The sequence below is a fragment of the Nguyenibacter sp. L1 genome (genome assembly GCF_035199985.1).
GTDB classification, from domain to species: domain Bacteria; phylum Pseudomonadota; class Alphaproteobacteria; order Acetobacterales; family Acetobacteraceae; genus Gluconacetobacter; species Gluconacetobacter vanlangensis.
The window spans coordinates 4,125,190-4,151,256 of the sequence record NZ_CP127015.1 but is presented as its reverse complement, the minus strand read 5'-3'; the positions used below and the strand labels follow the sequence as shown (position 1 = coordinate 4,151,256).

The window sequence follows — 26,067 nt, the reverse complement described above, 5'->3', positions numbered from 1 at the left end:
GCGCGTTCAGAAGGATTTCAGCAGCCGGTCCAGGTAATCCAGCTCTTCACGCGGGCGGGTCCGGTCGGAATCGCGGCGGCGCAATTCCTGCTCGATGTCCCGGGCACGCTCGCGCGACATCGTGTCGGGCACATGGGTGTCGGCATCCAGCCCGTCCTTGCCCTCGCCGGTGCGGCGGCCCAGCGGATCGCGGTCCCCGCCGCGGTCGTCCGCCTGCGCATCGTCGCCGGATTGCCCGCCATCGCCCGGGCTGCCGTCACCCGGGCCGCCCGCGCCCGATCCGCCGCCGATGGCCGGCAGCAGGCTGCCGGCTCCGCCGCCCGAACCCTTCATGGCCTGACGCATCTGCTGCGCGCCCTTCTGCAGGTCGGCCAGGGCCTTGCGCTGCGCGTCAGCCGCATCGGCATCGCTGCCGGCGGACAGGGCGGACCGGGCCGCCTTCATCGCTCCCCGCGCATCGGAAAACCCGCCGGGCGCGCCCTTTCCGGTCAGGTCCTTGAACTCGCTGCCCAACTGGTCCAGCGCACGGTCCAGCGCATGCTGCACGGCGCGATCCTGATGCCGGGCTTCTCCATCGGCCGCATCGTGCGGGGCGGGCTGGTCCCCCGTCCCATCGCTCTTTCCGTCCGCCTCCCGGCTGTCGGCGCCTTGGGGCGTCCGGTGATCCTCTTGCCCGTCCGTTTCGTCCGGCGGCATGTCCGGCGGCGGCTTCAGCCCCAGTTGGCGCAGCAATTCGGCGGTCGGCATCGATGCCAGGTCGCGATCCGTGTCGGGCGCACGATCCCCCTGGGCCCCCTGGGCCGCACGCCGCGCCTCCTCGGCCCGCTCCTGGGCGCGGCGCGCCCGGTCCAGCCGCGACTGGCTGTGGTCCAGCAGGCCGGACTGGCGGCGGATCAGGTCCTGCAGCGCCTGCTGCTGTTCCTGCGCCTGCTGGCGGGCCTGCATCTGCCGCGCCATGGCCGCCAGGTCCTGCGGCGTGGCCGAGCGCATGCGCTCCAGCATGTCTTCCATCTGCTGCAGGGCCTGCATGGCCTCGGCCGACCGGCCGTTCCGGGCGGCATCCTGCATCTGCTGCATCATGTGCGACAGTGCCTTGTCGCCATCCTGCGCCAGGCCCGGCAGGGCGGGAATGGCGGTGTGCGACCGCACGGCCTGCTGCGTCAGGGCCTGCATGCGGCGCATGATCGCCTGGCGCAGCGCCTCGACCCGGCGCTGCAATTCGGCCTGCTCGGCCGGGGACTGCCCTTGCGCGCCCAATGCGCGCATATGGTTCAACTGGGCGGCCACGGCCTCCTGCGCTGCGCGGACATCCAGCGCGGCCTGCGCTCCGGCGCGCCCGCCCTGCGCGCTGTCCTCGATATCCAGCGCCAGGTACCACAGCCGCGCCAGCGCCTGGTCGACGGCCCGGGCGGTCGCCGCGCCGGCCTCGACGTCCCGGCTTTCCAGCAGGGCTGCGGCACTGGTCAGGTTCAGCAGCATTCCGGCATCATGCGCGAACGGATCGGGCGTCTCGCCCAGCGCCAGCAGGTCGCTCGCCGCCGTAAAGCGGCTCTCCCGCCCCACGGCGACCCGGCGGCGCACATCCAGCACCGCCCTGGCCATCGGATTGCGAAACAGCCGCGCCCCCAGACGAAAGCGGATCTCGTCGCTGCGCCCTTCGCGCCCGCTGGCACTGGTCGCCACCAGGCGGCCGGCCACCTCCTCGCCCGCCCAGGGATCGGCGGAAAGGTCCGGCAGGGCGGTGCCCGTCACCTCCTTGGGCCGGCCATCCACCGGGATCGGCACAGATAATACCCGCTCCGCCTCCCCCTGGCCCCGCGCCTGCTCCCTGCCCGGCCGAATCAGATGCAGCTCGGCCCGCAACGTGGCGATGCCATAGGCCTGCCGCGCGCTATAGGGCAGGCGTGTCCGCCATTCCCCCGGCATGCTGCCCGCCCCCGCCCTCCAGGACACGGCCGGCGCGGCGTCGGGCAGAATCGTCACATTCCACCGGCTGAAGGACCGTCCACGGCCGCGCAGGGTCAGGCTCGCGCTGCCCAGCAACTTTATGTCGGCCGACCAGCTACCGGGGCCCAGCGGGCGGAACCGGCCTGGCCCGGTCACTGCCCCGGCCACTGCCCCCGCCACTGCGCCGCCTCTCGCCGCCGCGCCCTCTCCGTCGGCCGCCACGCGCAGCGACGGCCGGCCGCGCAGATCGGTCACGCTGATGCTCAGCACCGCGCCCTCGGGCACGACCGCCGTTCCCGCGCGATCGTCCAGGAAAACCGGCGCCCCGGGCGCATAGGACGGCATGGTGATCCAGGCCTGGATATGCGGACGCGGCGCCCCCGGATCGTCCAGACCCGGCCAGAACGCCGCCGCCAGCCGCCCGGGCGCGTCGCCGCCGGCCCACAGCAGCGCGGCCAGCAGCCCCGGCACCAGAATCATCCCCAGCCGCCACCGGTCATGCGCCGCCACCGACAGGCGCGGCCAGCCGGCGCGCAGGCGGCCGATCGCCTGCCCCGTCCGGCGCAGATGCTGCGCCCACAGCGCCGCCTGCCCGGCCCCCGCTTCCGCCGGATGGTCGGACAGGGCCTGCAACGGCCGATGCGCCAGGCCCGACGCCAGTTCGATCCGCCGGTCGATCCCGCGCGCGGCGGGCGGCACGATACGGCGCCCGCGCCAGGCCAGCCACGCCGCGGCAGCCCCCGCCAGCACCAGCAGCAGCAGGACATGCCACCCGTCCGGCAAGCCCTGCGGCAGGCCCAGCAGGCCCGCGATCATATAGGCCAGAACCCCGCCCAGCACCGGCAGCAGCACCGGCCACGCGGCCTCGATCCACAGCACGGCGCGCGCCCGATGCCGCGCCGCAGCCAGCCGGGCCGGAAACGACGCCGGCACCGCGCCCTGCCCGGCCATCTGCCCGGCCATCTCCTGGGGGGAAGCGGTCCCGCCCGTCATGGGCTCAGGCGCCGACCGGCGCGGGAGCGATCCAGTCCGGAACGCGGTCGGCCGCCCACAATTCGGCAACCGGCTGGCGTGGGCGAATTACGCTCCAGCGCCCGCCATCGACCAGGACCTGCGCGGCCAGCGGCCGCCCGTTATAGGTCGAACTCATGACCATCCCATAGGCCCCCGTATCCAGCAGGGCCACGGCCGCCCCATCGCCCAGGCGCGGCAGCATGCGGTTGCGGGCGAAGGAATCCGCGCTTTCGCACACGGGTCCGACCACGTTCACCGCCTCCGGCGGCTGCACCGCATCGCGCGCCGACAGCGGCAGGATGCCATGCCACGCATCGTACAGGCTGGGCCGCATCAGGTCGTTCATCGCCGCGTCCAGGATCAGGAAAGGCGGCAACCCGTCCTCGCCCGCCTTGCGCAGGATCACGCGCGACAGCAGCACCCCGGCCGGACCGGCTAGCCAGCGCCCCGGCTCGATCGCCAGGCGCACGTCCAGCGCGCCCAGCTCGGCCCGGATCGCGCCGGCCAGCGCCGCCGGCGCGCCCTCGCCCTCGTCGCGATAGCAGATGCCCAGTCCGCCGCCGCAATCCACCAGCGACACCGCCAGGCCGCGCGCCCGCACGGCGCGCACCAGGTCGGCCACGCGGGCAAAGGCGGCGCGATAGGGGGCCATGGAGGTGATCTGGCTGCCGATATGCAGCGAAAAGCCCAGCGGATGCAGCCCGGGCAACGCGGCGGCGCGGGCATACAGCTCCGCCGCCCGGACATAGGCGATGCCGAACTTGTTGGTGGACAGGCCGGTCGTGATCTTCTCGTGCGTGCCGGCATCGACATCGGGATTCACCCGCAGGGTGATCCGCGCCACGCGCCCGGCCGCCGCGGCCACCGCGGACAGAATCTCCAGTTCCTCGGCGCTTTCCACCGCGATATGCGCGATCGCCTCGGCCAGGGCCAGGCCCAGCTCGTCATGGGATTTACCGACGCCGGAAAAAACGATGCGCGACGCCGGAATGCCGGCCGCCCGGGCCCGCAGCAACTCGCCGCCGCTGACGACATCCGCCCCCGCGCCTTCCTGCGCCAGCACGCGCAGGACCGCCAGATGGTCGTTCGCCTTCACCGCGAAATGCACCGACGGCGACAGCCCGGCCCCGGCCATGGCGTCGGTCAGGCGGCGATAGCGGGCGCGCAGCGTGCCCGCGCCCATGACCCAGGTGGGCGTGCCCACCGCATCGGCGATGGCGGTCAGCGGCACGTCCTCGAGGACCAGCCCGTCGAGCGCGTGCATCGACAGATGCGGCCGGCCGGCCAGCATGTCCGCGACGGTCGGGTCCTGCCCCATGGGCGAAGAAGATGGTTCGGTCATCTCATCAGGATACCGGTTCCCGCCCCTGCTTCCAAGCGCCGCGCTATCCTTCCCCCCGCCGATCCGATAGAGCGACGGGAACCGAGCAAGGAGAGAACAGACATGTCCGGTGATCCGCTGATCGACGCCGCCGTCGCGGTCCGCGCCAATGCCTACGCCCCCTATTCGCGCTTTCATGTCGGGGCGGCGCTGCGCGGCGCGGACGGCCGGATCTTCGCGGGCTGCAACACGGAAAACGCAGCCTATCCGCAGGGCATCTGCGCCGAGGGCGGGGCGATTTCGGCCATGGTGGCGGCCGGCCAGCGCCGCATCACCGACATCGTGATCTGCGGCGGCGGCGACCGGCCCTGCGCCCCCTGCGGCGGCTGTCGGCAGAAGATCCGCGAATTCGGCGCGCCGGACCTGCGCATCCGCATGGTCGGCCCGACGGGCGCCGTGCTGCTGGTGCGGACGCTGGGCGAATTGCTGCCGGACGCGTTCGGCCCAGAGGACCTGATGAAAGCCTGAACGGATCAGACGCGCCGCAGCCGCGCCTCGCCCGCCACGTCGCGCGCGGCCGCCAGCCCCCAGCCGACCAGCAGGAAGATCCAACCCGCCGTCCGCGCCGAGAACAGCGCGCTGCTGGACGCCACCGGCCACAGCACCACGCAGCAGATCACGCACAGCATGGCCTGCTGCGGCGCCGCGCCGGGGTCCAGGGCCCGGATCATCCGGCCCAGCCACAGCGCCGCCATCGCCATGAAACAGGCCAGCCCGGGCAGGCCCGCCGTCGTCGCGACCTCCAGGTAGATATTGTGCGGGTGGATATTGCACCCTTCCGCGGCGCCGCGCGCCGGCAGGTCCAGGCCGAACAGGCGCACCCCGTGGACATAGGCCGGATCGGCGCAGAAATCGCGGAATCCGTCCGCGCCCAGCCCCAGCCAGGGATGGTCCCGCACGATCGCCGCCGCGCGGATATAGATCTGCCCGTACGCGCTATCCGAGAAATGGCGGATCTGCTGCAGGAAATGCACCACCAGCTTGGCATAGGCCGGCGGCGACAGCACCGGCAGCAGGGCCAGCCCCACCCCGCCCGCGACGGCCGCCAGCAGCACCGGCAGGCGCGCCCAGCGCACGAACAGGGCGGTCAGCGCCAGGCCCAGCCCGAACAGCAGCGCGGGCATGCGCTGGCCGATCAGCACCATCGTCAGCACCAGCAGCATGACGATTGCCGCCCCCGCGGCGCGCCATGGCCAGCCCCGCGCCGTCATCCAGCGCAGCGCCACCGGCATGGCGCCGGCAAATGCCGTCATCAGCAGCGGCGTCGCGGCCCGGGGTTCGTAGAACGGGCCGGTCAGCGCGCCGTCAGGCCAGCGCGGATAGCCCAGCAGGTTATGGCCCAGCAGATATTGCTGCCAGCATTCCACCACCAGCCACGCCGCCACCAGCCCAAGCACCGTCCCCAGCCGCCGCCGCGCCGCCGCGCCCCGCAGCACCCAATGCTCCAGCGCCGCGGCGAACAGAAAGAACCGGACCAGAACCGCGGCCTCCCCCACCGCATGGCGCGATCCATGCAGCAGCGATGACAGGACCGCCAGGCCGCAGAAAGCCAGCGCGAACGGAAACCACCCGCGCCGCCACCACGTCCCGGCACGCTCGATCCGGCACTGGACCAGGAACAGAATCCCCACGGCGGACATGATCCCGTCGCCGATTGCCCGGCCGCGCAACTGAAAGAGCGGCAGCGCCATCGTCAAGGCCAGCGCGATCCACCACAGGCCCGCCGCCAAGACCCGGCTGCGCCGCGTCGCCATATCCGCCTTCATTGCGCCTTTGTCGTCCCTGCTCTGTCGGCGCTCATCCATACAGGCACGGCCCTCGAGTGGCGACCCCGCGCGGAACGGCCACGTCACCGGCCCCACCTCACCGGCCGGTCAGGGAACCAGACATTGCGCCTGCCAGAACCCCGCCCAGGCGGCATAGAGCGGCACCCCCGCGGCAACCGCACGTTCCAGCGCGCCGCCACGGCCCATGATGCCGTCGGCAAGGCGAATCACCCCCGGATTGCACAATATGCGCCGGACCGAGTCCGGATCGGACGGCACCCCGGGACGCGCCGACCGGGTCATCAGGCGCGACACCGCCTCGGCCTCCCGCCCGGGGCCCAGCGCGTCGGCCATCATGGCAACGGCGACGGCCGGGCTCCGGCTGCGGCCATGCAGGCAATGCACCGCGACATGGTCGCAGCCGGCCGCACGCACATGGCGCCCGAACGCCAGCACGTCGCGCACCTGCTCCTCATACGGGCCAAACCAGCGCGATCCGTCCGCAGCCACCCATTCCGGAACCGGAATGTCATCAAAGCTTACCCGCAGCACGCCATACGCGAAGCGCCTCTCATCAATCCGCGCGGGCTTCTCCCTCACTCCGATGATCGAAACCAGCGCACCAGCCCGCGCCAGACCAGCGTCCACCAGACCGGCTTCCGCCACCTCCTTGGCGTAAGGGAGCGCCAAAAACCCGTCAGCCAACCAATTCCCCTTTTTCGGACATAGGATGAGAGAAATCTCGGACAGAATCAGGCCGGCGCGGCAGGGCGTGCCCATCCTGTTGCGTGACCCGGAAACCTGGCGCAATCCTATCGAACGCCGGCAGGGTCACATCGTTGCGCGGATCGATCCATCTTCCGCAGATAACGTTTCCAGACGACCTCCACCTTTTTCGCGACAGCGGCCGGACGCCAGAGCGCGTTCCAGTACGTCGAAGATGCGTGCCTCGCCCATTTGTGCGACGTTGAATCGCATGAAGCCCGAGGCGCTCTGCGAGACGCTGAAAACATTGCCGGGCGCCAGCACGACATCCTCGCACAGCGCCGCCCGGGCGAGCGTCGTGGCGTCCTGGCCGGCGGGCAGGGCGCACCAAAGGTAGAACCCGCCGCGCGGCATAAGCCAGAGCGTGATGCCCAGTGCCTCAAGCCGCACGGCCGTATCGCGTCGGGCGCGGACAAGCCGTCGCCGCACCGCCTCCATATGCTTGCGGTAACCACCGTCGTTCAACACCGCGAAAACCAGCTCGGCCGTGGCCGGACTGACGCCGCCGAAACTTATCGCGACCTGAAGATCGATCAACGCGTCGATCCAGTCCGGGCGCGCCGCGATATAGCCACAACGGATCGAAGCCGAGAGCGTCTTCGAAAAGCTGCCGATGCGGATCACACGCGCGAGCCCATCGAGCACGGCAAGACGCGGCGACGATTCGGGCTCGAAATCGCCGAAGATGTCATCCTCGACGATCATCATGCCGGATGAAGCCAGCCTGGTCATGCTTTGCGTCGCCGGTGCCCGGCGCTTTGCATAAGAGCCGCTTTGCATGACGAAGGGCGCCGACCGCGCATCGTTCCGTCCCTGGTCGGCTACAGCCAGCCGACGGCCCGGCAGGCCGGGACATTGGCCTTGCTGACGGGGACATTCAGGCCGGTGGGCAATTCCAACTGCCAGGACTGCCCCCGGCGCGCGACCCGGGGAGCCGCATCCATCGCCACCCAGAACGAGCGATGCACCTGCAGGCCCGCATCCGCTCCCAGGCTGTCGATCGCATCACGCAGACGCAGCAGGATCAGCGCCTGCCCCCGGTCGGTATGAATGCGCAGGTAATGGTCCTCGGCCGCAAGCGCCAGCAGGGTCGCCCCGGCCAGATCCGGCGCATGGCGCGCCAGGAAATCGCGCACCGGGAAATCGCGCGTCGGGAAATCGCGTGCCGGCATGCTCGCGGCGGGGACAGGCAATGCGGTCGGCGGGACGCTTCTGACGGTCCCGGCAGTCAAGTGCCCGCGCGCCGCACCATCGGACCGCAGGCCATACCGGATGGCGGCCAGAATCAGCCCGAGCCCCAGCGCGTAGGCATAGAAGGCGGCAAAGTCAGCGGCGGTGCCGACCGACCCGTTTACGATGAGCATGCTGATCGGCACGGCCGGAATCGAGGCGATGCCCAATGTCAGAAGATAGGCCCCAAACGGCGGACGGGCCGCTTTGGCGTCCGCACCGCGCCGTCGCCGCGACACGCCGTCGCGCGCCAGCCAGATCGCCGTTTCCCATATGACGCCGCAGGCCAGCCAGTCGAAGGCGCGGCGGGGCAGAGGAATGGCCTGGGTGCCCCATGGGGCGAGAAACGTCATGGCGGCGGCGGTGGCCAGGACAAAACCGCCACGCCGCATCACGTCGCGCATCGCCTCGGTCAACGCGTCCTCCATGCCCTCCATCCACGCTTCGCGAACGGCCCACGCTTCGCAAACGGCATGTAAGCATCGTTTCACGAAAGCGGCGAGCATTTCGCGAAACGGGCACTGCCCCGTATGACGGGGATCTTGCAGGGTGACCCGGTCGAAACCCGAACGGAATGCCCCGCCATGTCTTTGCCGATGATCCTTTCACACGTCCCGCTCTGGGTCTGGCTGTTGCTGTCCTATCTGGTCTGGCAGGGATGCGTCGCTCTGTCGGATACGACCGTAACGGTGCGACGGGTGGCGCTGCTGCCGCTGGTGTTCGTCATCTGGGGGCTGTCGGGCCTGGTCGCGCATTCGGGGGGCACGGCAACGCCCTATCTGGCCTGGCTGATCGCGGCCATGTGCCTGGCGCCGGTCGGGTACAGGATCGGTCCGAATCGCATGGTGATCGATCGGACGCGCGGCATCGTGCATCGCAAGGGCAGCCCCTGGCCGCTGATCCGCAACGTCACCCTGTTCGCCGCGCAATTCGCCATCGCGATCGCAGTCGCGGCGATGCCGGACCGGCGAGTCGCACTGGACCTGCTGCACGGTGCACTCTCAGGCGCATTGGCGGGTTATTTCCTGGGCTGGGCGCTGGCGTTCCGCCGCCGTTACGAAGCAGAGGACGGCATGCCAGCATAAGCACAGGGACGGGCCTCTCAGAGGCCCGCGCAACAAACTGATTTTTCAGGAAACTTTTCAAACTGGCGGAGGGGATGGGATTCGAACCCACGGTACGGCTTGACACCGTACAACGGTTTAGCAAACCGCCGCCTTCAGCCACTCGGCCACCCCTCCGCCGAAGAGCGTGCTCATCACACGGCGTTTGCAGCGCTGCTTGTAGACTGTCGCCACAGCGCCGTCAAACCCCAAACCGATGGCTGTCAGAACGCTAGAGAACTTTCTTCAACGCCTCGTTCACCAGGGCCGGATTTCCCTTGCCGGCCATCGCCTTCATCACCTGACCGACGAAGAAACCGAACAATTTGTCCTTGCCCCCACGATATTCGGCCACCTTGTCCGGATTCGCGGCCAGCACGGCCTGCACCGCCGCGTCGATCGCGCCGGTATCCGTCACCTGCCGCAATCCCTTGCGCTCGACGATCTCGGCCGCCGAATCGCCGGTCTCCAGCATGTCCTCGAAGACTTCCTTGGCGATCTTGCCGTTGATCGTCCCGTCCGTGACCAGATCCAGCATGCCGCCCAGCGCCTCGGCGCTGATCGGGCTGTCCTGGATCGTGCGGCCGGTACGGTTCAGCGCGGCGAACAGATCGCCGGTCACCCAGTTGGCCGCCAGCCGCGGATCGCGTCCGCGCGCCACTGATTCGTAGAAATCGGCCGTCGCCTGCTCGGCCACCAGCACGCCGGCATCATAACGTGGAATGCCGTATTCGGTCTGGAACCGCTCGCGCTTGGCGTCGGGCAACTCCGGCAGGGCCGATTCCAGTTCGTCCACCCACGATTCGGCGATCACCAGCGGCAGCAGGTCCGGATCGGGGAAATAGCGGTAGTCGTGCGCATCTTCCTTGCTGCGCAGAGACCGCGTCTCACCCCGCGCCGGATCGAACAGGCGCGTCTCCTGGTCGACCTCGCCCCCATTTTCCCAGATCTCGACCTGGCGCAGCGCCTCGACCTCGATCGCCTGCATCACATAGCGGATCGAATTGACGTTCTTGATCTCGCAGCGCGTGCGGAACGGCTCGCCCGCCTTGCGCACCGACACGTTGACGTCGGCCCGCATCGAGCCTTCTTCCATGTTCCCGTCGCACGTGCCCAGATAGCGCAGGATCATGCGCAGCTTGCGCAGATAGGCCCCGGCCTCCTCGGGCGAACGGATATCGGGCTCGCTGACGATTTCCATCAGCGCGACCCCCGCGCGGTTCAAATCGATGAAGGACCGTGCCGGGTCCTGGTCGTGCATCGACTTGCCGGCATCCTGCTCCAGATGCAGGCGCGTGATCCCGATGGTGCGGGTCGACCCGTCCGCCAGTTCGATCTCCACCGCGCCCTCGCCCACGATCGGATGGGCGAACTGGCTGATCTGATAGCCGGTCGGCAGGTCGGCATAGAAATAATTCTTGCGGTCGAAGCGGCTCTGCAGGTTGATCCGCGCCTTCAGCCCCAGCCCGGTTCGTACGGCCTGCGCCACGCATTCGCGGTTGATGACCGGCAGCATGCCGGGAAACCCGGCATCCACCAGGCTGACATGCGTGTTCGGCTCGCCGCCGTACGACGCCGACGCGCCCGAGAACAGCTTGGACCGGCTGATGACCTGGGCATGCACTTCCAGGCCGACGACCAGTTCCCACGGGCCGGTACGGCCCTCGATCACATAGGCCATCACGCCACCTCCGCCCGCAGGGCGGGACGGTGCGCGAAGGACGCCGCCCGCTCGATCGCGCTGCCCGCGGCGATGACCGTTTCCTCGTCGAAGGACCGGCCGATCACCTGCAGCCCCAGCGGCAGCCCGCTGCCGCTCAGCCCCGCCGGGACCGACATCGCCGGCACGCCGGCCATGCTGGCCGGCACGGTGAACACGTCGTTCAGATACATCTGTACAGGGTCATCCATCTTCTCGCCCTGCGCGAAGGCCGGCGAGGGCGCGGTCGGCGTCAGCAGCACGTCCACCTTGCGGAACGCCTCCTCGAAATCCCGGCGGATCAGGTGGCGCACCTTCTGCGCGCGCAGGTAATAGGCGTCGTAATATCCGGCCGACAGGACATAGGTCCCCATCAGGATCCGGCGCCGGACCTCGGGCCCGAAACCCTCGCGGCGCGTCGCCTCGTACAGCGCATCCAGCGATTCGCCGGGCACGCGCCGGCCGAAGCGCACGCCGTCATAGCGCGCCAGGTTCGACGAACATTCCGCCGGCGCCACGATATAATAGGTCGCAAGCCCGTATTTGGTGTGCGGCAGCGACACGTTCACGATCTCGCATCCCGCGTCGCACAGCCAGGCGATGCCCTGCTCCCACGCCGCCTCGATCTCGGCCGGCATGCCGGCCACCCGATATTCGGCGGGGATGCCGACCTTCATGCCCTTCAGCGAGCGGCCGCAGGCGGCGCGGTACTCCGGCACCGGCACGTCCACGCTGGTGCTGTCGCGCACGTCGAATCCCGCCATGGATTGCAGCAGGATGGCGCAATCCTCGACGGTGCGGGCCATCGGCCCCGCCTGATCCAGCGAACTGGCGAAGGCGATCGTGCCCCAGCGGCTGCACCGCCCATAGGTCGGCTTGATTCCGGCAATCCCGCAATAGGCCGCCGGCTGGCGGATCGACCCACCGGTATCGGTACCGGTCGCCCCCATCGCCAGCCCGGCCGCGACCGCCGCCGCCGAACCGCCGGACGACCCCCCGGGCACCAGCACGGTGTCCGGCTCACCCGTGCGCTTCCAGGGATTTTCCACCGCCCCGAAGGCCGAGGTGATGTTGGCCGACCCCATGGCGAATTCGTCCAGGTTCGTCTTGCCCACGAACACCGCGCCATCGCGCAGCAGATTCGCCGTCACCGTGCTTTCGTAAGGCGGCACGAAATCTTCCAGCATCCGGCTGGCGGCGGTGGTGCGCACGCCGTCGGTGCAGAACAGGTCCTTGATGCCCAGCGGAATACCCGTCAGCGCGGGCGCATCCTCGCCCGCCAGGACCGCATCGGCCCGCCGCGCGGCGTCCAGCGCCCGTTCGGCGGTAACGGTGATGAAGGCGTTCAGCCGGCCGTTCAGCGCCTCGATCGCGGCCAGATGGGCCTGCGTCAGTTCGACGGCGGAAAAGTCGCGCCGCTTCAGCCCCCCCTGGGCGGAAGCGATCGTCAGTTCGGTCAGCATCATTCAACCACCTTCGGCACGGTATAGAACGGCCCCGCCTTGTCGGGCGCGTTCGACAGGACGGCATCGCGCGCATCCCCGTCGGTCACCCAATCCTCGCGCATGCGCAGCGCCGCGTGGCCGGTGCCCACCATCGGCTCGACACCGTCGACATCGACTTCGTTCAACTGCTCGATCCAGCCGAGGATACCGTTCAATTCCCCCTGCAGGGCCTGCAAATCGGACTCATCGATACCTATCCGCGCCAGCCTGGCGATACGTCGGACGGTCGCGGGATCAAGCGACATGAAGCATAACTTTCCATCATGATCTGGGGGGAATATCCTGCGTACAGAATATCGCGCGGACCATAGACCCAGATAATGCCCCTGTTCAACATGCACCAGATCCGCGCCCGGCTGGGCCGCAACCAGCGCCTGCTGGGGCTCGATCCGGGACAGAAGACGATCGGCCTGGCCCTGTCGGACGTGTCGCTGATGCTGGCATCGCCCTACGGCACGCTGCGCCGCGGCAAGCTGTCGGCCGTCGCCGCCGAAATCGGCGCGATCGCCCGGCGCGAGGATGTGGGCGCCCTGGTCTCCGGCCTGCCCTTGTCCCTGGATGGCGGTTTCGGCCCCGCGGCGCAGGCGGCGCGCGACTGGATGGCCACCCTGTCGGAACAGGTCGGCCTGCCGGCCGCCATGTGGGACGAGCGCCTGTCCTCCAGCGCGGTCAACCGCATGCTGATCCAGGACGCCGACATCAGCCGCCGGCGCCGCGCCGAACTGGTGGACAAGCTGGCCGCCGCCTACATGCTGCAGGGCGCGCTGGACGCATCGGCCAGCCCCGCCGATGGCGAAGATGGGGCATAATGCCGATATGTTTTCACGGCACGCACAAAGAAGGAGAACCGAAGGATGGTGGGCGCAACAGGGATTGAACCTGTGACCCCTACCATGTCAAGGTAGTGCTCTACCGCTGAGCTATGCGCCCATCCGTTCGGTGAACAGGCTTCTAGCCGGGCTGGTCCCGTTGCGCAACCCGTCCGTGCGGAAAAAATGACGCCCCGTGTCTGTTTTCATTAAACAATTGAGAATACGGGTTAAATTGCCTCGATCCCCTGCGAAGCCCCGCGCCGGATCCGTGGACGAGCCACCAAGGTGAACGAGATCTCAACGTCCCGGGACGCCCCCTTCATCCTGGTTCCGCCCCGCCGGACAGCGATCCCTATGGTCGTGGCGTCCCCCCATTCCGGCCGGACCTATCCGCCCGATTTCCTGGCGCGGACCCGGCTGGACCTGCCGGCCCTGCGCCGCAGCGAGGATTTCCATCTGGACGAATTGCTGACCGACGCGCCGGACCTGGGGGCCAGCCTGCTCTGCGCCACTTTCCCGCGAATCTATTGCGACGCCAATCGCGCCGCCACCGAACTGGATCCCGGCATGTTCACCGAGCCCCTGCCGCCCGGCTGCGACAGCACGTCGCCCCGCGTGCGCGCCGGGCTCGGTGTCATTCCGCGCATCTCGGCCGCCGGGGCGCCGCTCTATCGCACGCGCCTGCCTTTCGCCGACGCCGCCGAGCGCATCCGCCATTTCTGGATGCCCTATCACGCCGCGCTGGCGGCGTTGATCCAGGCCCAGGTGGCGGCCCACGGCGCCTGCCTGCTGGTCGATTGCCATTCCATGCCCGGCATCGCCGGCCTGGATCCGCCCGATTTCGTGCTGGGTGACGGGTGGGGCACGTCCTGCGCCCCCGCCGTCAGCGCCGCGGCCGAGGCCGCGCTCCGCGCCCAGGGTTTCGCGACCAGCCGCAACAAACCCTATGCGGGCGGCTACGTCACCCGGCATTACGGCCAGCCGGCACGCCACCGCCACGCACTGCAGGTCGAAATCAGCCGCCCGCTCTATATGGACGAAAACCGCCTGGTCCCGAATGACGGATTCGCGGCGATCCGCGCCGCCATGACCGACCTGCTGCGCACGCTCGCGGGCGTGGCCCAGGATCTGGCCCGCTCCGCCGGCACGACATCATAGACACGATTTCCCAGATACGATTCTCCCTGGAATCGCCCCTCGACCGCCTTGCGCGGTCCGGTTCAGCCCGCGTTCGGCGCCTGCCCCGACGGCGTATGCTGATCCACCGCGGCAGGCAGGAACTGCGCCAGCGCCGGCAGGATGGTCGAGGCCGGCAGGCCGGTCCGATCGACCAGCGCCTCGACCTGCTGGTTCGTCAGGATCGATCGCAATTCATCCACCGAGATCGGCAGGTTCTGGCCCGTGCCGATCCATGACCGGACCTTGTCCCCCAGGCCGGCCTGCTCGGCCTGCGCTGCCAGGTTCGAAATCCCCTGCGCCGAGGTCAGTTCGGACAGATGCTGGTTCAGCATCTCGCCCAGCCCGGCCTGGCCGGCCAGTTGCTCCACCGTGTTCAGCAGCCCGTCAAACAATCCGGCCATATCCCACCTGCCTCTCGCTGGCGACCCGGACCAAACAACGCCCAGGCCATATCTCGCCGAGCAGATTGCCGCGATGCACCCCATCGCGTCACGATCCGCTCCAGATGAACATATTTTATCACGGAATCATCGCCATGGCGCATGGCAAAAAAAAAGCGGCGCTACCGCACCGCGAAAGTTTAGGGAGGAAACGTCCAAGAAGCAGCCGCAAACGCAACGCTGCAACACGTCACACATGGCGCGAATCACAAATTGGTGTCAAGAAAATAGTAGCAGCAACCCGCCGCATGCCGCCGATCCACGGGTATCATTCAACGCCGTGCCGGCCCGGCCGGGAAGATCGGATGGTGGGTGCGACAGGGATTGAACCTGTGACCCCCGCCGTGTGAAGGCGATGCTCTACCGCTGAGCTACGCACCCATCCGTGCTCGGTGGGGCCCTCTTAATGGATCCGCTCCCCCATCGCAAGACGCCTCGTCATAGATTCGTCAAAAGCCGAACATGTGATCCAGCGAGAAGGCGCCGTCCGATGCCCGCATCACGCCATGATAGCCGAACAGGCGGCAGGTCGTGTCGCGGATCATGACATATCCGCCCTGTCCCGCGCGCTCCAGCATGTCGGCCGCGAACAGCATGTGCGGCCACACCATGGCCGACCCCGAGCACGCGATCCGCAACCCGGTCTCGGCCAGCGTCCGCCCGGCCGCGTCATGCAGGCTCAGCACGGTCCGCGATTCCGTCCGCCATGGATTCGACGCCGGATAGATCAGGCAGCAGAACGCATCGCCCAGCCCGTTCCCACCCTTCAGGAACAATCGCGTGGTCAGCCCCGGCGGCGGCCCGGAATAGGATTGCGGCTCGCCCCGATAGGTCATGACCGTGTTGAAGATATGCGCACCGAAACTGGTTTCCGCCACATGGCCGCCGTCGCGCGCGACAAAGCGCACCAGCGCGTGCAGCCAGCCATCGGCCTCGCCGCCGTCGCGGAAGTCATAGACCAGTTCCCCATGGCCGCCGGGCACGCCCAGTTCGGCCAGGTCCTGCGCCAGGTCGTGGTCGCGCGGCAGGCAGCCCAGGAATTTCTGCCCGGTCGGCCGACCCGCCGCATCGAAGCAATCCAGCCGCAGCGGCAGATCGGCCTGCGATTCGGCCATCGGCACCGGCTGGACGATGGTGCGGAACCGCGCGGGGTCCAGAATGGGGAACGGCAGCAGATAGCCGCGCCCCAGGCTGGGGGCCAGGTCACGGATTCCCGGGTCGGGGCGCAGATCGGCACGCTCGACATTCAGGTGCGCGATGCGCGTCCGTCCTCCGCCCGTCACCTCATAGCGCGGGCGCACCACATGGCGGCCGGACCGGAATTCGATCTGCGCCGGCCAGGCCAGGTCCGGCAGGCAGTCGGCGACGCGAATCGCCACCGTCTCATAGGGGCCGACCGCACGCGCGATCGGCACATGTGTCTCGCGTCCCATCCGATTCAGGCTCATCGCCCCCGCCGGGATCGGCACCGCGTGGCTGTTCTGCACCCACAGCACCACGTCCTCGCCCCGATCCGGCGCCGGCAGGTTGGCATAGCGGTCGGACGGCCAGGCATTGGCGTCATGCGTCACCGACAGGCTGCGATTGCCGTCGGTACCATAGGTATCCAGCGCGTATTTCACCACGTCATGGCCCGCCACCCCCACGGCGTGGACGAATAGCTGCCCCACGAAGGGCTTCAGCCCGAATCGCGCCCGCACGGCCCGGCTGTCGATGACGATCGCAGCCTCGTCGCCGGGCACCGTCTCCTCCCACGTCGCCAGCACCGCCCCATCGGCATCGAACAGGCGCAGCCACAGCCGCACCGCCGCCGCGCCATAGCGCGACCAGTAATTCGCCGTGACCAGCCGCGTCGACAGTCCGTCCGCATCGCGGAAGAAGGCGTGATTGGTCGCGAAATTCAGCTTGTCCAGATAGCGCTCGCGCACCGTCAGCAATCCGTCCGGCAGGCGCAGCGCGTCCAGCGCCACGAAATGCGCCCCCGGCGGCATCAGATGGGCGATCCGCTCGCCGGTCCGCGCCCCGTCGAAGGTCGCGGCCAGCACGACCGCCGCGCCGGATTCCGGCAGATCGGTCAGCGCCCGCGCCGGCCCCGCCGCACTCTCCTGTCCCACGCGCAGCGTGTCGTGGACATACACGCCCTCCAGCACGCCCAGATCCGGCCCCAGCGCCCGCAGCATGGCGAACATGCCCTCCGGGTCATATACCGCCACCGGCCCGGCCGCGCGGATCCCGGCCGCCAGCCCGGCCAGCGCCTCGGCCGCCAAAGGATGGGCCAGCGCCTTGTAGAGAACATTGCCGCCCGCCTGGGCGTCATAGGTACGAATGTCCAGCATGCGGGGTTCATACCGCAGAATCCGGCGGGCAGAAATCACTCCCGAAGGATTAACCCCCGCGGGATCGGCACGGGCCCGCCCGTCACGCCGCGCCGTCCAGCCCCAGTTTCCGGCGCATGTCCTCGGCCACCGCGATCGTGTCGTCCAGCGGCGTCACCGGCCAGTCCTGCATCCGGCCGGCAAAGGGACGGATCCGCCCCGCCTGCGCCAGGTCGCGCAGGAACAGCCCGATCCGCCGCGACCGGCCCGGCAATTCAGCCACCATGACCGGCGCGCTGCCCGCCACGGCCTCGGAGACCATCGACACGCTGTCCTGAGTCACCACGATGGCATCGGCGCAAGCCAACAGGCCCAGATAGGGATTGTCGCCCTGCATGTCCCACACCCAGCCGCCCAGCGGTTCCAGCGCCGCGCCGATGATCGCGCGCGCATGCACGCCGGTCCGGCGCGACGGCGTCACCGCCACCCCCACCCGGTCCTGCCGCATCATGCCCGCCAACTGCCCGGCCAGCCCCCGGGCCACGGCCTCGTCCAGCCGGAACCGCCCGTTCGACCCGCCCAGCAGCACCGCCACCAGCGGACGCGGCAGGTGCGCCAGGCGCGGTTGCCATGCGCTCCGCGCCGCAGCCAGCCGTTCGGCCGACACGCCATGCAGCGCCGTCCGCGACAGCAGAACGTTGGGCCCCGCGATCTCGTCATGGCGGTTGGCGATCACCAGGTCGAACCGGTCCAGCCGCATGCGCGGATTCTGGATCTGCACCACGCGCCGCCCGCCGTCGCGCAGCGCCGCCCCCACGGCGCCCCCCGTCCCGCCGACGCTGAAGACCAGGCCGGCCGACCCGGGATCGATCGGCGGGTCGATCGCCCGCAGCGGCGCCGGCCACCAGGCGGCCGGCAGGCGCCGCCACAGGCCCCGGGCCCGTACCGGGCAGAAAAACGGCGCCATCCCGGCCCGCGCCGCCAGTCCGAAAGCCTGCGAACGCATGCCGGCCAGGTCCTCGGCCACCACGGCGACCGGGGGGGGCGCCATCGCAGGATCGGCAGGCGGCATGGAGCGGGGGGCAGCCGGACTCGTCATGCGGCCATCTGCCGACAGCGTACCCGCCCCGTCAATGGCACGCCCGTCAACGGCGCACTCGTCCACGGCGCTGGAATCGCTTTCCCCATCCGGGCCCGGCACGGTATTCCCCTCCCATCATGACCGAGCTAGCCACCCGCTTCGACGATCTGGGCCTGGATCCGCGCGTTCTCGCCAATGTCGCGCGGGCGGGCTATGCCGCGCCCTCGCCGATCCAGGCTCTGGCCATTCCGCCGATCCGCGACGGCCGCGACGTCGAGGCCCTGGCCCGCACCGGCACCGGCAAGACCGCGGCCTTCGTCCTGCCGACCGTCCACCGCCTGCTGGCCCAGGCCGCCCCTCCCGCCGCCATGCCTCCCGCCGCCGCGCCCCAGCCCCCTGGCCGGATACGCGCCCTGATTCTGTCGCCGACCCGCGAACTGGCCAGCCAGACCGCCGGCACCATCCGGACCTGCATCCGCGGCTGCGGACTGACCGTCGCCCTGGCGATCGGCGGCGTGCCCAAGGACCGCCAGACACGCGCCCTGCAGACCGGCATCGACCTGCTGGTGGCCACCCCCGGCCGGTTGCTGGACCACCTGGCCGACGACACGATCACGCTTGAGGAAACGGGCTGCCTGGTACTGGACGAAGCCGACCGGATGCTGGATCTCGGCTTTGTCGACGACGTACGCGCGATCGCCGCCCGACTGCCGACCCGGCACCAGACCCTGCTGTTCTCGGCTACCATGTCGCCCGCCATCTCGGCCCTGGCGCGCCAGTTGCTGCACAAGCCGCTGCGCGTCGCCCCGCCCGAGCAGTCGGCCCCGCCGCCGCGCATCCGCCAGCAGGTGATCTTCACCCCGGCCGACCGCAAGCCGGCCACCCTGGCCGCCCTGCTGCGCCAGCAGGATTCCGGCCGCACCATGGTCTTCACCCGCACCAGGCAGGCCGCGGATTCTCTGGCCCGCAGCCTGACCGGCGCCGGGATCGCCGCCGCCGCCCTGCATGGCGATCACGGACAGGCAAGGCGCGACCACACGCTGGCGGCCTTCCGCCGGGGCACGGTGCGCGCCCTGGTCGCCACCGACGTCATGGCCCGCGGCATCGATATCGACGACGTGGCCCTGGTGGTGAATTTCGACATCCCCGAGCAGCCCGAAACCTATATCCACCGGATCGGCCGTACCGCGCGGGCCGGCCGCCGGGGCACGGCCCTGTCGCTCTGCGACCCGGCGGAGCGGCAATTGCTGCGCGAGATCGAGAAACGGAGCGGCGCCCGCATCGTCGCGATCGACTCCCCCTGACGCGGGATTCGGACGCGAAATTCAGGCGCGGGCTTCATCGGCGCAGGCGATCGGCTGCCCCCGATCGGCTATCGACTGTGCGCCATGCATGGCACACAGCGATGTGCCCGGCTCCATGGGCCGGGTGGCATTGCAGCGCCCGGGCGAGTCGATAAACTCGCGCCATGGCCGGTCCGCTCCCTTTCACCGCCGCTGGCGACTTCGGAAAAGACGAACATGTCCCTGGCCCGCCATCCGGTCAGGAAGACGGCGCGGCGCCATGAGCTGCGGTTCCACGACGCGCCCCGGCCCCTCGCCCCGCGTACGCGGCCGTCCGACATTCAGCGACACCCTGCCCCCACCCCCCGCGCCGCTGCCGCGCTTCGACGTGGATATCCTGCCGCCGGACCTTTCCCCCTGGCTGGCCGGCAATTGCGGCATCCCCGGCGTGATGCACTACCAGGCGGCGCGGCCCGGCCCGCACGTGGTGCTGACCGCCCTGATCCACGGGAACGAATATGCCGGGGCGATCGCCCTGGACCGGCTGCTGCGCGAATCCGTCCGCCCCCGGCGCGGCCGCCTGTCGCTGGTCTTCGCCAATCTCGCCGCCTTCGCGCATTTCGACCGCGCCTCCCCCGTCGCGTCGCGCTTCGTCGATGAGGACATGAATAGGCTCTGGTGCCCGCAGATCCTCTCCAGCGCGCGCCGCTCGCACGAACTCGACCGGGCCCGCGCGATCCTGCCGGTGATCGACAGCGCCGATATCCTGATGGATCTGCATTCCATGCTCTGGCCGGGCACGCCGCTGATGCTCGCGGGCGGCGCGGAAAGCGGGCGCAGACTATCCGCTCTGGTGGGCGACCCGCCGCTGATCGTTTCCGATCACGGCCACCGCGCCGGACCGCGACTGATCGATTTCGTCCGGTTTTCCGATCCCCACAGCCCGGGCGCCGCCTGCCTGCTGGAGGCAGGCGCCCATTGGGCCCCCGCGACGGTCGAAGCGACCGACCATGCGATCCGCGCCCTGCTGCGCCATACCGGCCTGCTGCCGCCGCGGGACGAAGCACCCGCGCCGCCGCCGCAGCCGGTGCCCCGGCATATGATGGTCACCGACATCGTCACGGCCCAGACCCCCGGCTTCCGCTTCGTCCGGCCGTTCCGCGGGGGGGAGACGATTCGCCGGCGCGGCACCCTGCTGGCGCAGGACGGACCGGACGAAATCCGCACGCCCTACCCGGACTGCATGCTTGTCATGCCCAATTTGCGCCCCGGACGAGGCCAGACGGCCGTGCGCCTGGCCATGCGCATTCCGGCCCCCGAGAGCTCAACCGTCCGACGACGGCCCGATCAGCGATAGATCGGGAAACGCGCGCACAGGGTCCGCACCTTCCGGTGCACCGCAGCCTCGGTGTCGGGGCAGCCTTCCTCCCCCTTCTCGGCCAGCGCGGTCAGCACCTCGTCGATCATCTCGCCGACCGCGCGGAATTCCTCGACGCCGAAGCCCCGCGCCGTCGCCGCCGGGCTGCCCAGCCGGATGCCCGAGGTCACGGCCGGCTTCTCCGGATCGAACGGCACGGCGTTCTTGTTCGCGGTGATGCCGGCGCGTTCCAGCGCCCGCTCGGCCGCGCGGCCGGTCACCTTCTTGGGGCGCAGATCGACCAGGATCAGATGGCTGTCCGTGCCGCCGGTCACGATGTCGAAGCCGCGCGACAGCAGCGTGTCGGCCAGAACGCGGGCATTGGCCGCCACCGCTTCCTGATAGGCCCGGAATTCCGGCTGCAGCGCCTCGCCGAACGCCACGGCCTTGGCCGCGATCACATGCATCAGCGGCCCGCCCTGCAGGCCGGGGAACACCGCCGAATTGATCTTCTTCGCCAGGTCGGCATCGTTGGTCAGGATCAGCCCGCCGCGCGGCCCGCGCAGGGTCTTGTGGGTGGTGCTGGTCACCACATGGGCGAATTGCAGCGGCGACGGATACAGGCCCGCGGCCACCAGGCCGGCAAAATGGGCCATGTCGACCATCAGATAGGCCCCGACCTCATCGGCGATGGCCCGGAAGCGCGCGAAATCGATGATCCGCGGATAGGCCGATCCCCCCGCCACGATCAGCTTCGGCTTCTCGGCACGGGCCAGGCGCTCCATCTCCTCGTAATCCAGCAGCCCGTCCTCACGCCGCACGCCATACTGCACCGCGCGGAACCATTTGCCGGAATAGTTCGGCGCCGCCCCATGGGTCAGGTGCCCGCCGGCCGCCAGGCTCATGCCCAGGATCGTGTCGCCCGGGCTGACCAGCGCCATGAAGGCCGCCTGGTTGGCATTCGCCCCCGAATGGGGCTGCACATTGGCGAAATCCGCCCCGAACAGCGCCTTGACCCGCTCGATCGCCAGGCTCTCGACCTTGTCCACCTCGCCGCAGCCGCCGTAATAGCGCCGGCCCGGATAGCCCTCGGCATATTTGTTGGTCAGCACGCTGCCCTGGGCCTCCAGCACGGCCTCGGACACCATGTTCTCGCTGGCGATCAGCTCGATCCCCTCGCGCTGGCGCTCCAGCTCGCCGGCGATCATCCCGGCGACGGCGGGATCACGCTCGCGCAGCGACGCGCGGAAATAGGCATGCAACCCGCTCTGGCTCATCTGGTCCGGCATCGTTATAATCTCCAGTTCCTTCAACGCCGCCGCCAGTCATCGGAAGAATCCCAATGGCCTTTGCCCACGCGTCATTGTCATTTCGCGCATTCTAGCGTCTCTGGCGTCGCGAGGCCACACGGCGTTGCCGCGGGACCCAGCCTTATCCTCCCCGTCCTATTCTCAGGAGACGCACTGCATGGCGCAGCCGCCTGCCAACCAGACTGCCACGGGCTTGTTCCGCCGCAAGCGAATCGAAATCCCGAACGACAGCCACGGCCTGCGCCGCGTCCTGGGCCCCGCCAGCCTGATCGCGCTGGGCATCGGCTGCACCATCGGCGCCGGCCTGTTCTCGCTGACGGGCATCGCCGCGTCCGAAAATGCCGGGCCGGCCGTGGTCCTGTCCTACATCGTCGCCGCCATCGCCTGCGGCTTCGCCGGGCTGTGCTACAGCGAGCTGGCCAGCATGATCCCCATCGCCGGCAGCGCCTACACCTATGCCTACATGGCGCTGGGCGAAATCGTGGCCTGGATCATCGGCTGGGACCTCGTGCTGGAATACGCCGTCGGCGCCGCCGCCGTCTCGGTCAGTTGGTCGCGCTATGTCGCCTCCCTGCTCGGCACCTGGGGCATCTCGCTGCCGCCCCGCCTGCTGGCCTCGCCCTTCGAGGCCGTCACCCTGCCCGACGGCAGCCACGTCACCGGCTTCATGAACCTGCCGGCCGCCTTCATCATCTGCGTCGTCTCGGCGCTGCTGATCCGCGGCGTGTCGGAATCGGCGCGCGTCAACAGCGTCATCGTGGTGGTGAAGCTCGCGATCATCGCCGCGGTCATCGCCTTCGGCCTGCCCTATATCAAGACGGCGAACTACGTTCCCTTCATCCCGGCCAATACCGGCACGTTCGGTCATTTCGGCCTGTCGGGCATCATGCGCGCGGCCGGCACCATCTTCTTCGCCTATGTGGGCTTCGATGCCGTCTCCACCGCGGCGCAGGAAACCCGCAACCCCGCCCGCGACATGCCGATCGGCATCCTGGGCAGCCTGCTGATCTGCACCCTGGCCTATGTGGCGTTCTCGCTGGTACTGACCGGGCTGGTGAATTACCATGACATGCTGGGCGACGCGGCCCCCGTCGCCACCGCCATCGACCGCACGCCCTTCCCGTGGCTGAAGCTGGCGGTCAAGATCGGCATCATCTGCGGCTTCACTTCGGTGCTGCTGGTGCTGCTGCTGGGGCAGAGCCGCGTCTTCTACGCCATGTCGCGCGACAGGCTGCTGCCGGCGATGTTCTCTTCCATTCATCCGCAATGGCGCACGCCGTGGTATTCCAACCTGCTGTTCATGGTCATCACCGGCGGCCTGGCGGCCTTCCTGCCGATCGACCAGTTGGCGCACATGACCTCGATCGGCACCCTGCTGGCCTTCGTCATCGTCTGCGTCGGCGTGATGTTCCTGCGCCGCACCGCACCGGGGCTCGAACGCCGCTTCCGCGTCCCGGGCGGCCCGGTCATTCCGGTGCTGGGCATCCTGTGCTGCCTGGCGGTCATGCTGTCGCTGGACGGGCTGACCTGGATCCGCCTGGCGGTATGGCTGATCATCGGCATGGCGATCTATTTCGGCTACAGTCGCCGCAACAGCGCCCTGGCTTCCGAATCCTGACGCCCCTATCCTGACCCCATCCGGGCAGGGGCGCATGGCCGCCCCGCCCGGCCGATATCTGGCGGGTTCGGCCCCGGCGGACCATACTGGCCCCAAGGCAATGCGCGGCGGGCGAGGGACTCGCGCCCGGCGCGCGGGTGCCCGTTACACCATCAGCCCGCAGCCGCGCCGTTCCCGCCGGACCGCCGGCGCCGGGCGCGGAGAGCGCATATGACGACGACCGGCCAATTTCCCACCACCCGCCTGCGCCGCAACCGCCGGGACGATTTCACCCGCCGCCTGGTCGCCGAGACGATGCTCGCGGTCGACAACCTGATCTGGCCGATCTTCGTGATCGAAGGCGCCGACACCCGGGCCGAAGTGGCCTCGATGCCCGGCGTGCTGCGCGTTACGCTGGACCGGCTGGCTGCCCACGTCGAACCGGCGGCGGCGCTGGGCATCCCGGCCCTGGCGCTGTTCCCCGTCACCCCCCCGGCGCTGCGCGACGCCCAGGGGACCGAGGCCCTGAACCCCGACAACCTGATCTGCCGCGCCGCCCGGCTGCTGAAGCGCGAATTCCCGCATATGGGGCTGGTCGGGGACGTGGCGCTGGACCCCTATACCGACCACGGGCATGACGGCGTGATCCGCGACGGCTATGTCGCCAATGACGAGTCGGTCGCCATCCTGTCGCGCCAGGCCGTCAACCAGGCCGCGGCGGGCATCGACATCATCGCGCCGTCCGACATGATGGACGGCCGCGTCGGCGCCATCCGCCGCGACCTGGACGCCCAGGGCCTGACCGATACGCGGATCATGTCCTACGCCGTCAAATACGCCAGCGCGTTCTACGGCCCGTTTCGCGACGCGCTGGGCTCGGGCGGCCTGCTGAAGGGCGACAAGAAGACCTACCAGATGGATCCGGCCAACAGCGACGAGGCCCTGCGCGAAGTGGCACAGGACCTGGCCGAGGGCGCGGACATGGTCATGGTCAAGCCCGGCATGCCCTATCTGGACGTCATCCGCCGCGTGCGCGAGCGGTTCGCGGTGCCGACCTTCGCCTACCAGGTGTCGGGCGAATACGCCATGCTGGCCGGGGCGATGGAGCGCGGCTGGCTGGACCGCGACCGCGCGATCCTGGAAAGCCTGATGGGCTTTCGCCGCGCCGGGGCCAGCGGGGTGCTGACCTATTTCGCGGTCGAGGCCGCCCGGCTGCTCCGCGCCGGCTGATTCCCCGCCGGCCGGCCCCGTGCCCGAAGCGTCATGCCGACGTCACAAATCTCGGCCCGCACGGCAGATTGTGATGCAAACGCGCGATCAAACCGTTACCATCGGCCGGAAAGCGGGGCCCGCGCGACGCAGCATTCTCCTGGTGGCCTGCCGACCGCCGGAATTCGTGCCGAATTTCGGCGGCGGGACACCGGGGCGTCCGCCCGGCGGCCCGCGTCGCCAATCGGCCCGCCGGGCGCTGTATCCTGTCGAGGAGGCGTATGACCTATACATCGCCGCGTCGTCCGCAACTGTTCTACACGACGGCGCCAATGCCCTGTCCCTATGTCGCCGGCCGGATGGAGCGCAAGGTCGTCACCGACATCGGCGGCCCGGACGCCGAGCGGCTGCATAACCGCCTGTCCCGCGCCGGTTTCCGGCGCAGCCACACCATCGCCTACGCCCCGGTCTGCCCGGCCTGCAGCGCCTGCGTGCCGATCCGCGTCCCGGTCGCGACCTTCGCCCCCGACCGCACGCAGCGCCGCATCTTGCGCCGCAACGCGGCCATCGAAGGGTTCGAGGTCCCGGCCCACGCCACGACCGAGCAATTCACCCTCTTCCAGCGCTACCAGTTCGCCCGCCATGCCGACGGCGACATGGCGGCGATGAATTTCTACGATTATCGCGCGATGATCGAGGATACGCCCATCGACACGCTGATGGTCGAATTCCGCACCCAGGAAGACCAGTTGGTGTGCGTCAGCCTGATCGACCGGCTGGATGACGGGCTGTCGGCCGTCTACAGCTTCTTCGACCCGACAATGGAATCCCGCTCGCTCGGCGCCTATGCCATCATGCACCTGATCGCGCATACGCGGCGGCTGGGTCTGCCCTATCTCTATCTGGGCTACTGGATCCGCGACAGCGCGAAAATGGCCTACAAGGCCCGATTCCGCCCGGCGGAAATCCTGTTCCGCGGCGCATGGACCCCCCTGAACCACCAGAACCTGCCCGAGGAAGGCGCCGGCATGGCCCGTTTCCCGGTCGCATTCCCCGAATAGGGCGCGCGCTCCG

General features: G+C 69.5%; 22 protein-coding genes and 3 tRNA genes. 9 read left to right on the top strand and 16 right to left on the bottom strand.

The window, feature by feature from the left end:
- Window positions 1-6: 6 nt before the first annotated feature.
- On the bottom strand, window positions 7-2,940 hold the full coding sequence (locus tag QN315_RS18835) for a DUF4175 family protein (protein ID WP_323990887.1): 2,934 nt from the start codon (window positions 2,938-2,940) through the stop codon (window positions 7-9).
- 4 nt (window positions 2,941-2,944) lie between these two features.
- On the bottom strand, window positions 2,945-4,303 hold the full coding sequence (gene lysA / locus QN315_RS18830) for a diaminopimelate decarboxylase (protein WP_323990886.1): 1,359 nt from the start codon (window positions 4,301-4,303) through the stop codon (window positions 2,945-2,947).
- A 102-nt stretch (window positions 4,304-4,405) separates the two neighbouring features.
- On the opposite strand from lysA, the gene QN315_RS18825 reads away from it, so the two are divergent.
- Complete coding sequence (locus tag QN315_RS18825) at window positions 4,406-4,810, top strand: cytidine deaminase (protein ID WP_323990885.1); 405 nt, start codon at window positions 4,406-4,408, stop codon at window positions 4,808-4,810.
- 5 nt (window positions 4,811-4,815) lie between these two features.
- Here QN315_RS18825 and QN315_RS18820 read toward each other — a convergent pair whose 3' ends face one another.
- From QN315_RS18820 to QN315_RS18805, 4 genes are all read right to left on the bottom strand, one after another.
- A complete protein-coding gene (locus tag QN315_RS18820) occupies window positions 4,816-6,096 on the bottom strand; it encodes an O-antigen ligase family protein (RefSeq protein ID WP_323990884.1) in 1,281 nt (426 codons plus the stop codon).
- A gap of 120 nt (window positions 6,097-6,216) precedes the next feature.
- Complete coding sequence (locus QN315_RS18815; RefSeq protein ID WP_323990883.1) at window positions 6,217-6,888, bottom strand: hypothetical protein; 672 nt, start codon at window positions 6,886-6,888, stop codon at window positions 6,217-6,219.
- A 51-nt stretch (window positions 6,889-6,939) separates the two neighbouring features.
- Window positions 6,940-7,605 (bottom strand): aminotransferase class I/II-fold pyridoxal phosphate-dependent enzyme, encoded by a 666-nt coding sequence (locus QN315_RS18810; RefSeq protein WP_323990882.1) that lies wholly within the window; start codon window positions 7,603-7,605, stop codon window positions 6,940-6,942.
- A gap of 89 nt (window positions 7,606-7,694) precedes the next feature.
- Window positions 7,695-8,531 carry a LytTR family DNA-binding domain-containing protein gene (locus tag QN315_RS18805; protein ID WP_323990881.1) on the bottom strand — a complete coding sequence of 279 codons (837 nt, stop codon included), beginning with the start codon at window positions 8,529-8,531 and terminating at the stop codon, window positions 7,695-7,697.
- A 102-nt stretch (window positions 8,532-8,633) separates the two neighbouring features.
- Between QN315_RS18805 and QN315_RS18800 the strand changes: the two genes are divergently transcribed.
- Entirely contained in the window at window positions 8,634-9,188 is a 555-nt protein-coding gene (locus QN315_RS18800; protein WP_408904557.1) for a DUF6622 family protein, read from the top strand.
- A 63-nt stretch (window positions 9,189-9,251) separates the two neighbouring features.
- Here QN315_RS18800 and QN315_RS18795 read toward each other — a convergent pair.
- The 4 genes from QN315_RS18795 to gatC form a co-directional block, all read right to left on the bottom strand.
- Window positions 9,252-9,344, bottom strand: a tRNA-Ser gene (locus QN315_RS18795).
- Window positions 9,345-9,438: 94 nt separating this feature from the next.
- Window positions 9,439-10,887 (bottom strand): Asp-tRNA(Asn)/Glu-tRNA(Gln) amidotransferase subunit GatB, encoded by a 1,449-nt coding sequence (gene gatB, locus QN315_RS18790; protein WP_323990879.1) that lies wholly within the window; start codon window positions 10,885-10,887, stop codon window positions 9,439-9,441.
- Complete coding sequence (gene gatA, locus QN315_RS18785; protein WP_323993653.1) at window positions 10,887-12,368, bottom strand: Asp-tRNA(Asn)/Glu-tRNA(Gln) amidotransferase subunit GatA; 1,482 nt, start codon at window positions 12,366-12,368, stop codon at window positions 10,887-10,889. The genes gatB and gatA overlap by 1 nt, the downstream gene beginning before the upstream one ends.
- Entirely contained in the window at window positions 12,368-12,655 is a 288-nt protein-coding gene (gene gatC / locus QN315_RS18780) for an Asp-tRNA(Asn)/Glu-tRNA(Gln) amidotransferase subunit GatC (RefSeq protein ID WP_323990878.1), read from the bottom strand. The genes gatA and gatC overlap by 1 nt, the downstream gene beginning before the upstream one ends.
- Window positions 12,656-12,730: 75 nt before the next feature.
- Between gatC and ruvX the strand changes: the two genes are divergently transcribed.
- Window positions 12,731-13,219 carry a Holliday junction resolvase RuvX gene (ruvX, locus tag QN315_RS18775; protein WP_323990877.1) on the top strand — a complete coding sequence of 163 codons (489 nt, stop codon included), beginning with the start codon at window positions 12,731-12,733 and terminating at the stop codon, window positions 13,217-13,219.
- Window positions 13,220-13,265: 46 nt separating this feature from the next.
- Here the strand turns inward: ruvX and QN315_RS18770 are convergent.
- Window positions 13,266-13,340: transfer RNA gene (locus tag QN315_RS18770), tRNA-Val, on the bottom strand.
- Window positions 13,341-13,507: 167 nt separating this feature from the next.
- Here QN315_RS18770 and QN315_RS18765 point away from each other — a divergent pair.
- Entirely contained in the window at window positions 13,508-14,380 is an 873-nt protein-coding gene (locus tag QN315_RS18765; protein WP_323990876.1) for an N-formylglutamate amidohydrolase, read from the top strand.
- 62 nt (window positions 14,381-14,442) lie between these two features.
- On the opposite strand, the gene QN315_RS18760 is transcribed toward QN315_RS18765, so the two are convergent.
- From QN315_RS18760 to QN315_RS18745, 4 genes are all read right to left on the bottom strand, one after another.
- Window positions 14,443-14,802 (bottom strand): YidB family protein, encoded by a 360-nt coding sequence (locus tag QN315_RS18760; protein WP_176640769.1) that lies wholly within the window; start codon window positions 14,800-14,802, stop codon window positions 14,443-14,445.
- A 345-nt stretch (window positions 14,803-15,147) separates the two neighbouring features.
- Window positions 15,148-15,222: transfer RNA gene (locus QN315_RS18755), tRNA-Val, on the bottom strand.
- Between the two features lie 68 nt (window positions 15,223-15,290).
- Window positions 15,291-17,177: a hypothetical protein gene (locus tag QN315_RS18750; RefSeq protein ID WP_323990875.1), complete on the bottom strand. Its 1,887-nt coding sequence runs from the start codon at window positions 17,175-17,177 to the stop codon at window positions 15,291-15,293.
- An 82-nt stretch (window positions 17,178-17,259) separates the two neighbouring features.
- Window positions 17,260-18,255 carry a mitochondrial fission ELM1 family protein gene (locus QN315_RS18745; RefSeq protein ID WP_408904556.1) on the bottom strand — a complete coding sequence of 332 codons (996 nt, stop codon included), beginning with the start codon at window positions 18,253-18,255 and terminating at the stop codon, window positions 17,260-17,262.
- A 119-nt stretch (window positions 18,256-18,374) separates the two neighbouring features.
- Here QN315_RS18745 and QN315_RS18740 point away from each other — a divergent pair, with 119 nt between their 5' ends.
- Window positions 18,375-19,541 carry a DEAD/DEAH box helicase gene (locus QN315_RS18740; RefSeq protein ID WP_323990874.1) on the top strand — a complete coding sequence of 389 codons (1,167 nt, stop codon included), beginning with the start codon at window positions 18,375-18,377 and terminating at the stop codon, window positions 19,539-19,541.
- Between the two features lie 259 nt (window positions 19,542-19,800).
- Window positions 19,801-20,877 (top strand): succinylglutamate desuccinylase/aspartoacylase family protein, encoded by a 1,077-nt coding sequence (locus QN315_RS18735; RefSeq protein ID WP_323990873.1) that lies wholly within the window; start codon window positions 19,801-19,803, stop codon window positions 20,875-20,877.
- On the opposite strand, the gene glyA is transcribed toward QN315_RS18735, so the two are convergent.
- Window positions 20,868-22,166 carry a serine hydroxymethyltransferase gene (glyA, locus tag QN315_RS18730; RefSeq protein ID WP_408904555.1) on the bottom strand — a complete coding sequence of 433 codons (1,299 nt, stop codon included), beginning with the start codon at window positions 22,164-22,166 and terminating at the stop codon, window positions 20,868-20,870. The two genes, QN315_RS18735 and glyA, sit on opposite strands and share 10 nt — an antisense overlap.
- Window positions 22,167-22,344: 178 nt before the next feature.
- Between glyA and QN315_RS18725 the strand changes: the two genes are divergently transcribed.
- From QN315_RS18725 to QN315_RS18715, 3 genes are all read left to right on the top strand, one after another.
- Window positions 22,345-23,805 (top strand): amino acid permease, encoded by a 1,461-nt coding sequence (locus tag QN315_RS18725; RefSeq protein WP_176640102.1) that lies wholly within the window; start codon window positions 22,345-22,347, stop codon window positions 23,803-23,805.
- Between the two features lie 210 nt (window positions 23,806-24,015).
- Complete coding sequence (gene hemB / locus QN315_RS18720) at window positions 24,016-25,014, top strand: porphobilinogen synthase (RefSeq protein WP_323990872.1); 999 nt, start codon at window positions 24,016-24,018, stop codon at window positions 25,012-25,014.
- A 260-nt stretch (window positions 25,015-25,274) separates the two neighbouring features.
- The gene (locus QN315_RS18715) at window positions 25,275-26,054 is read left to right on the top strand and encodes an arginyltransferase (RefSeq protein WP_323990871.1); all 780 of its coding nucleotides are present in this window, start codon (window positions 25,275-25,277) and stop codon (window positions 26,052-26,054) included.
- Window positions 26,055-26,067 lie beyond the last annotated feature (13 nt).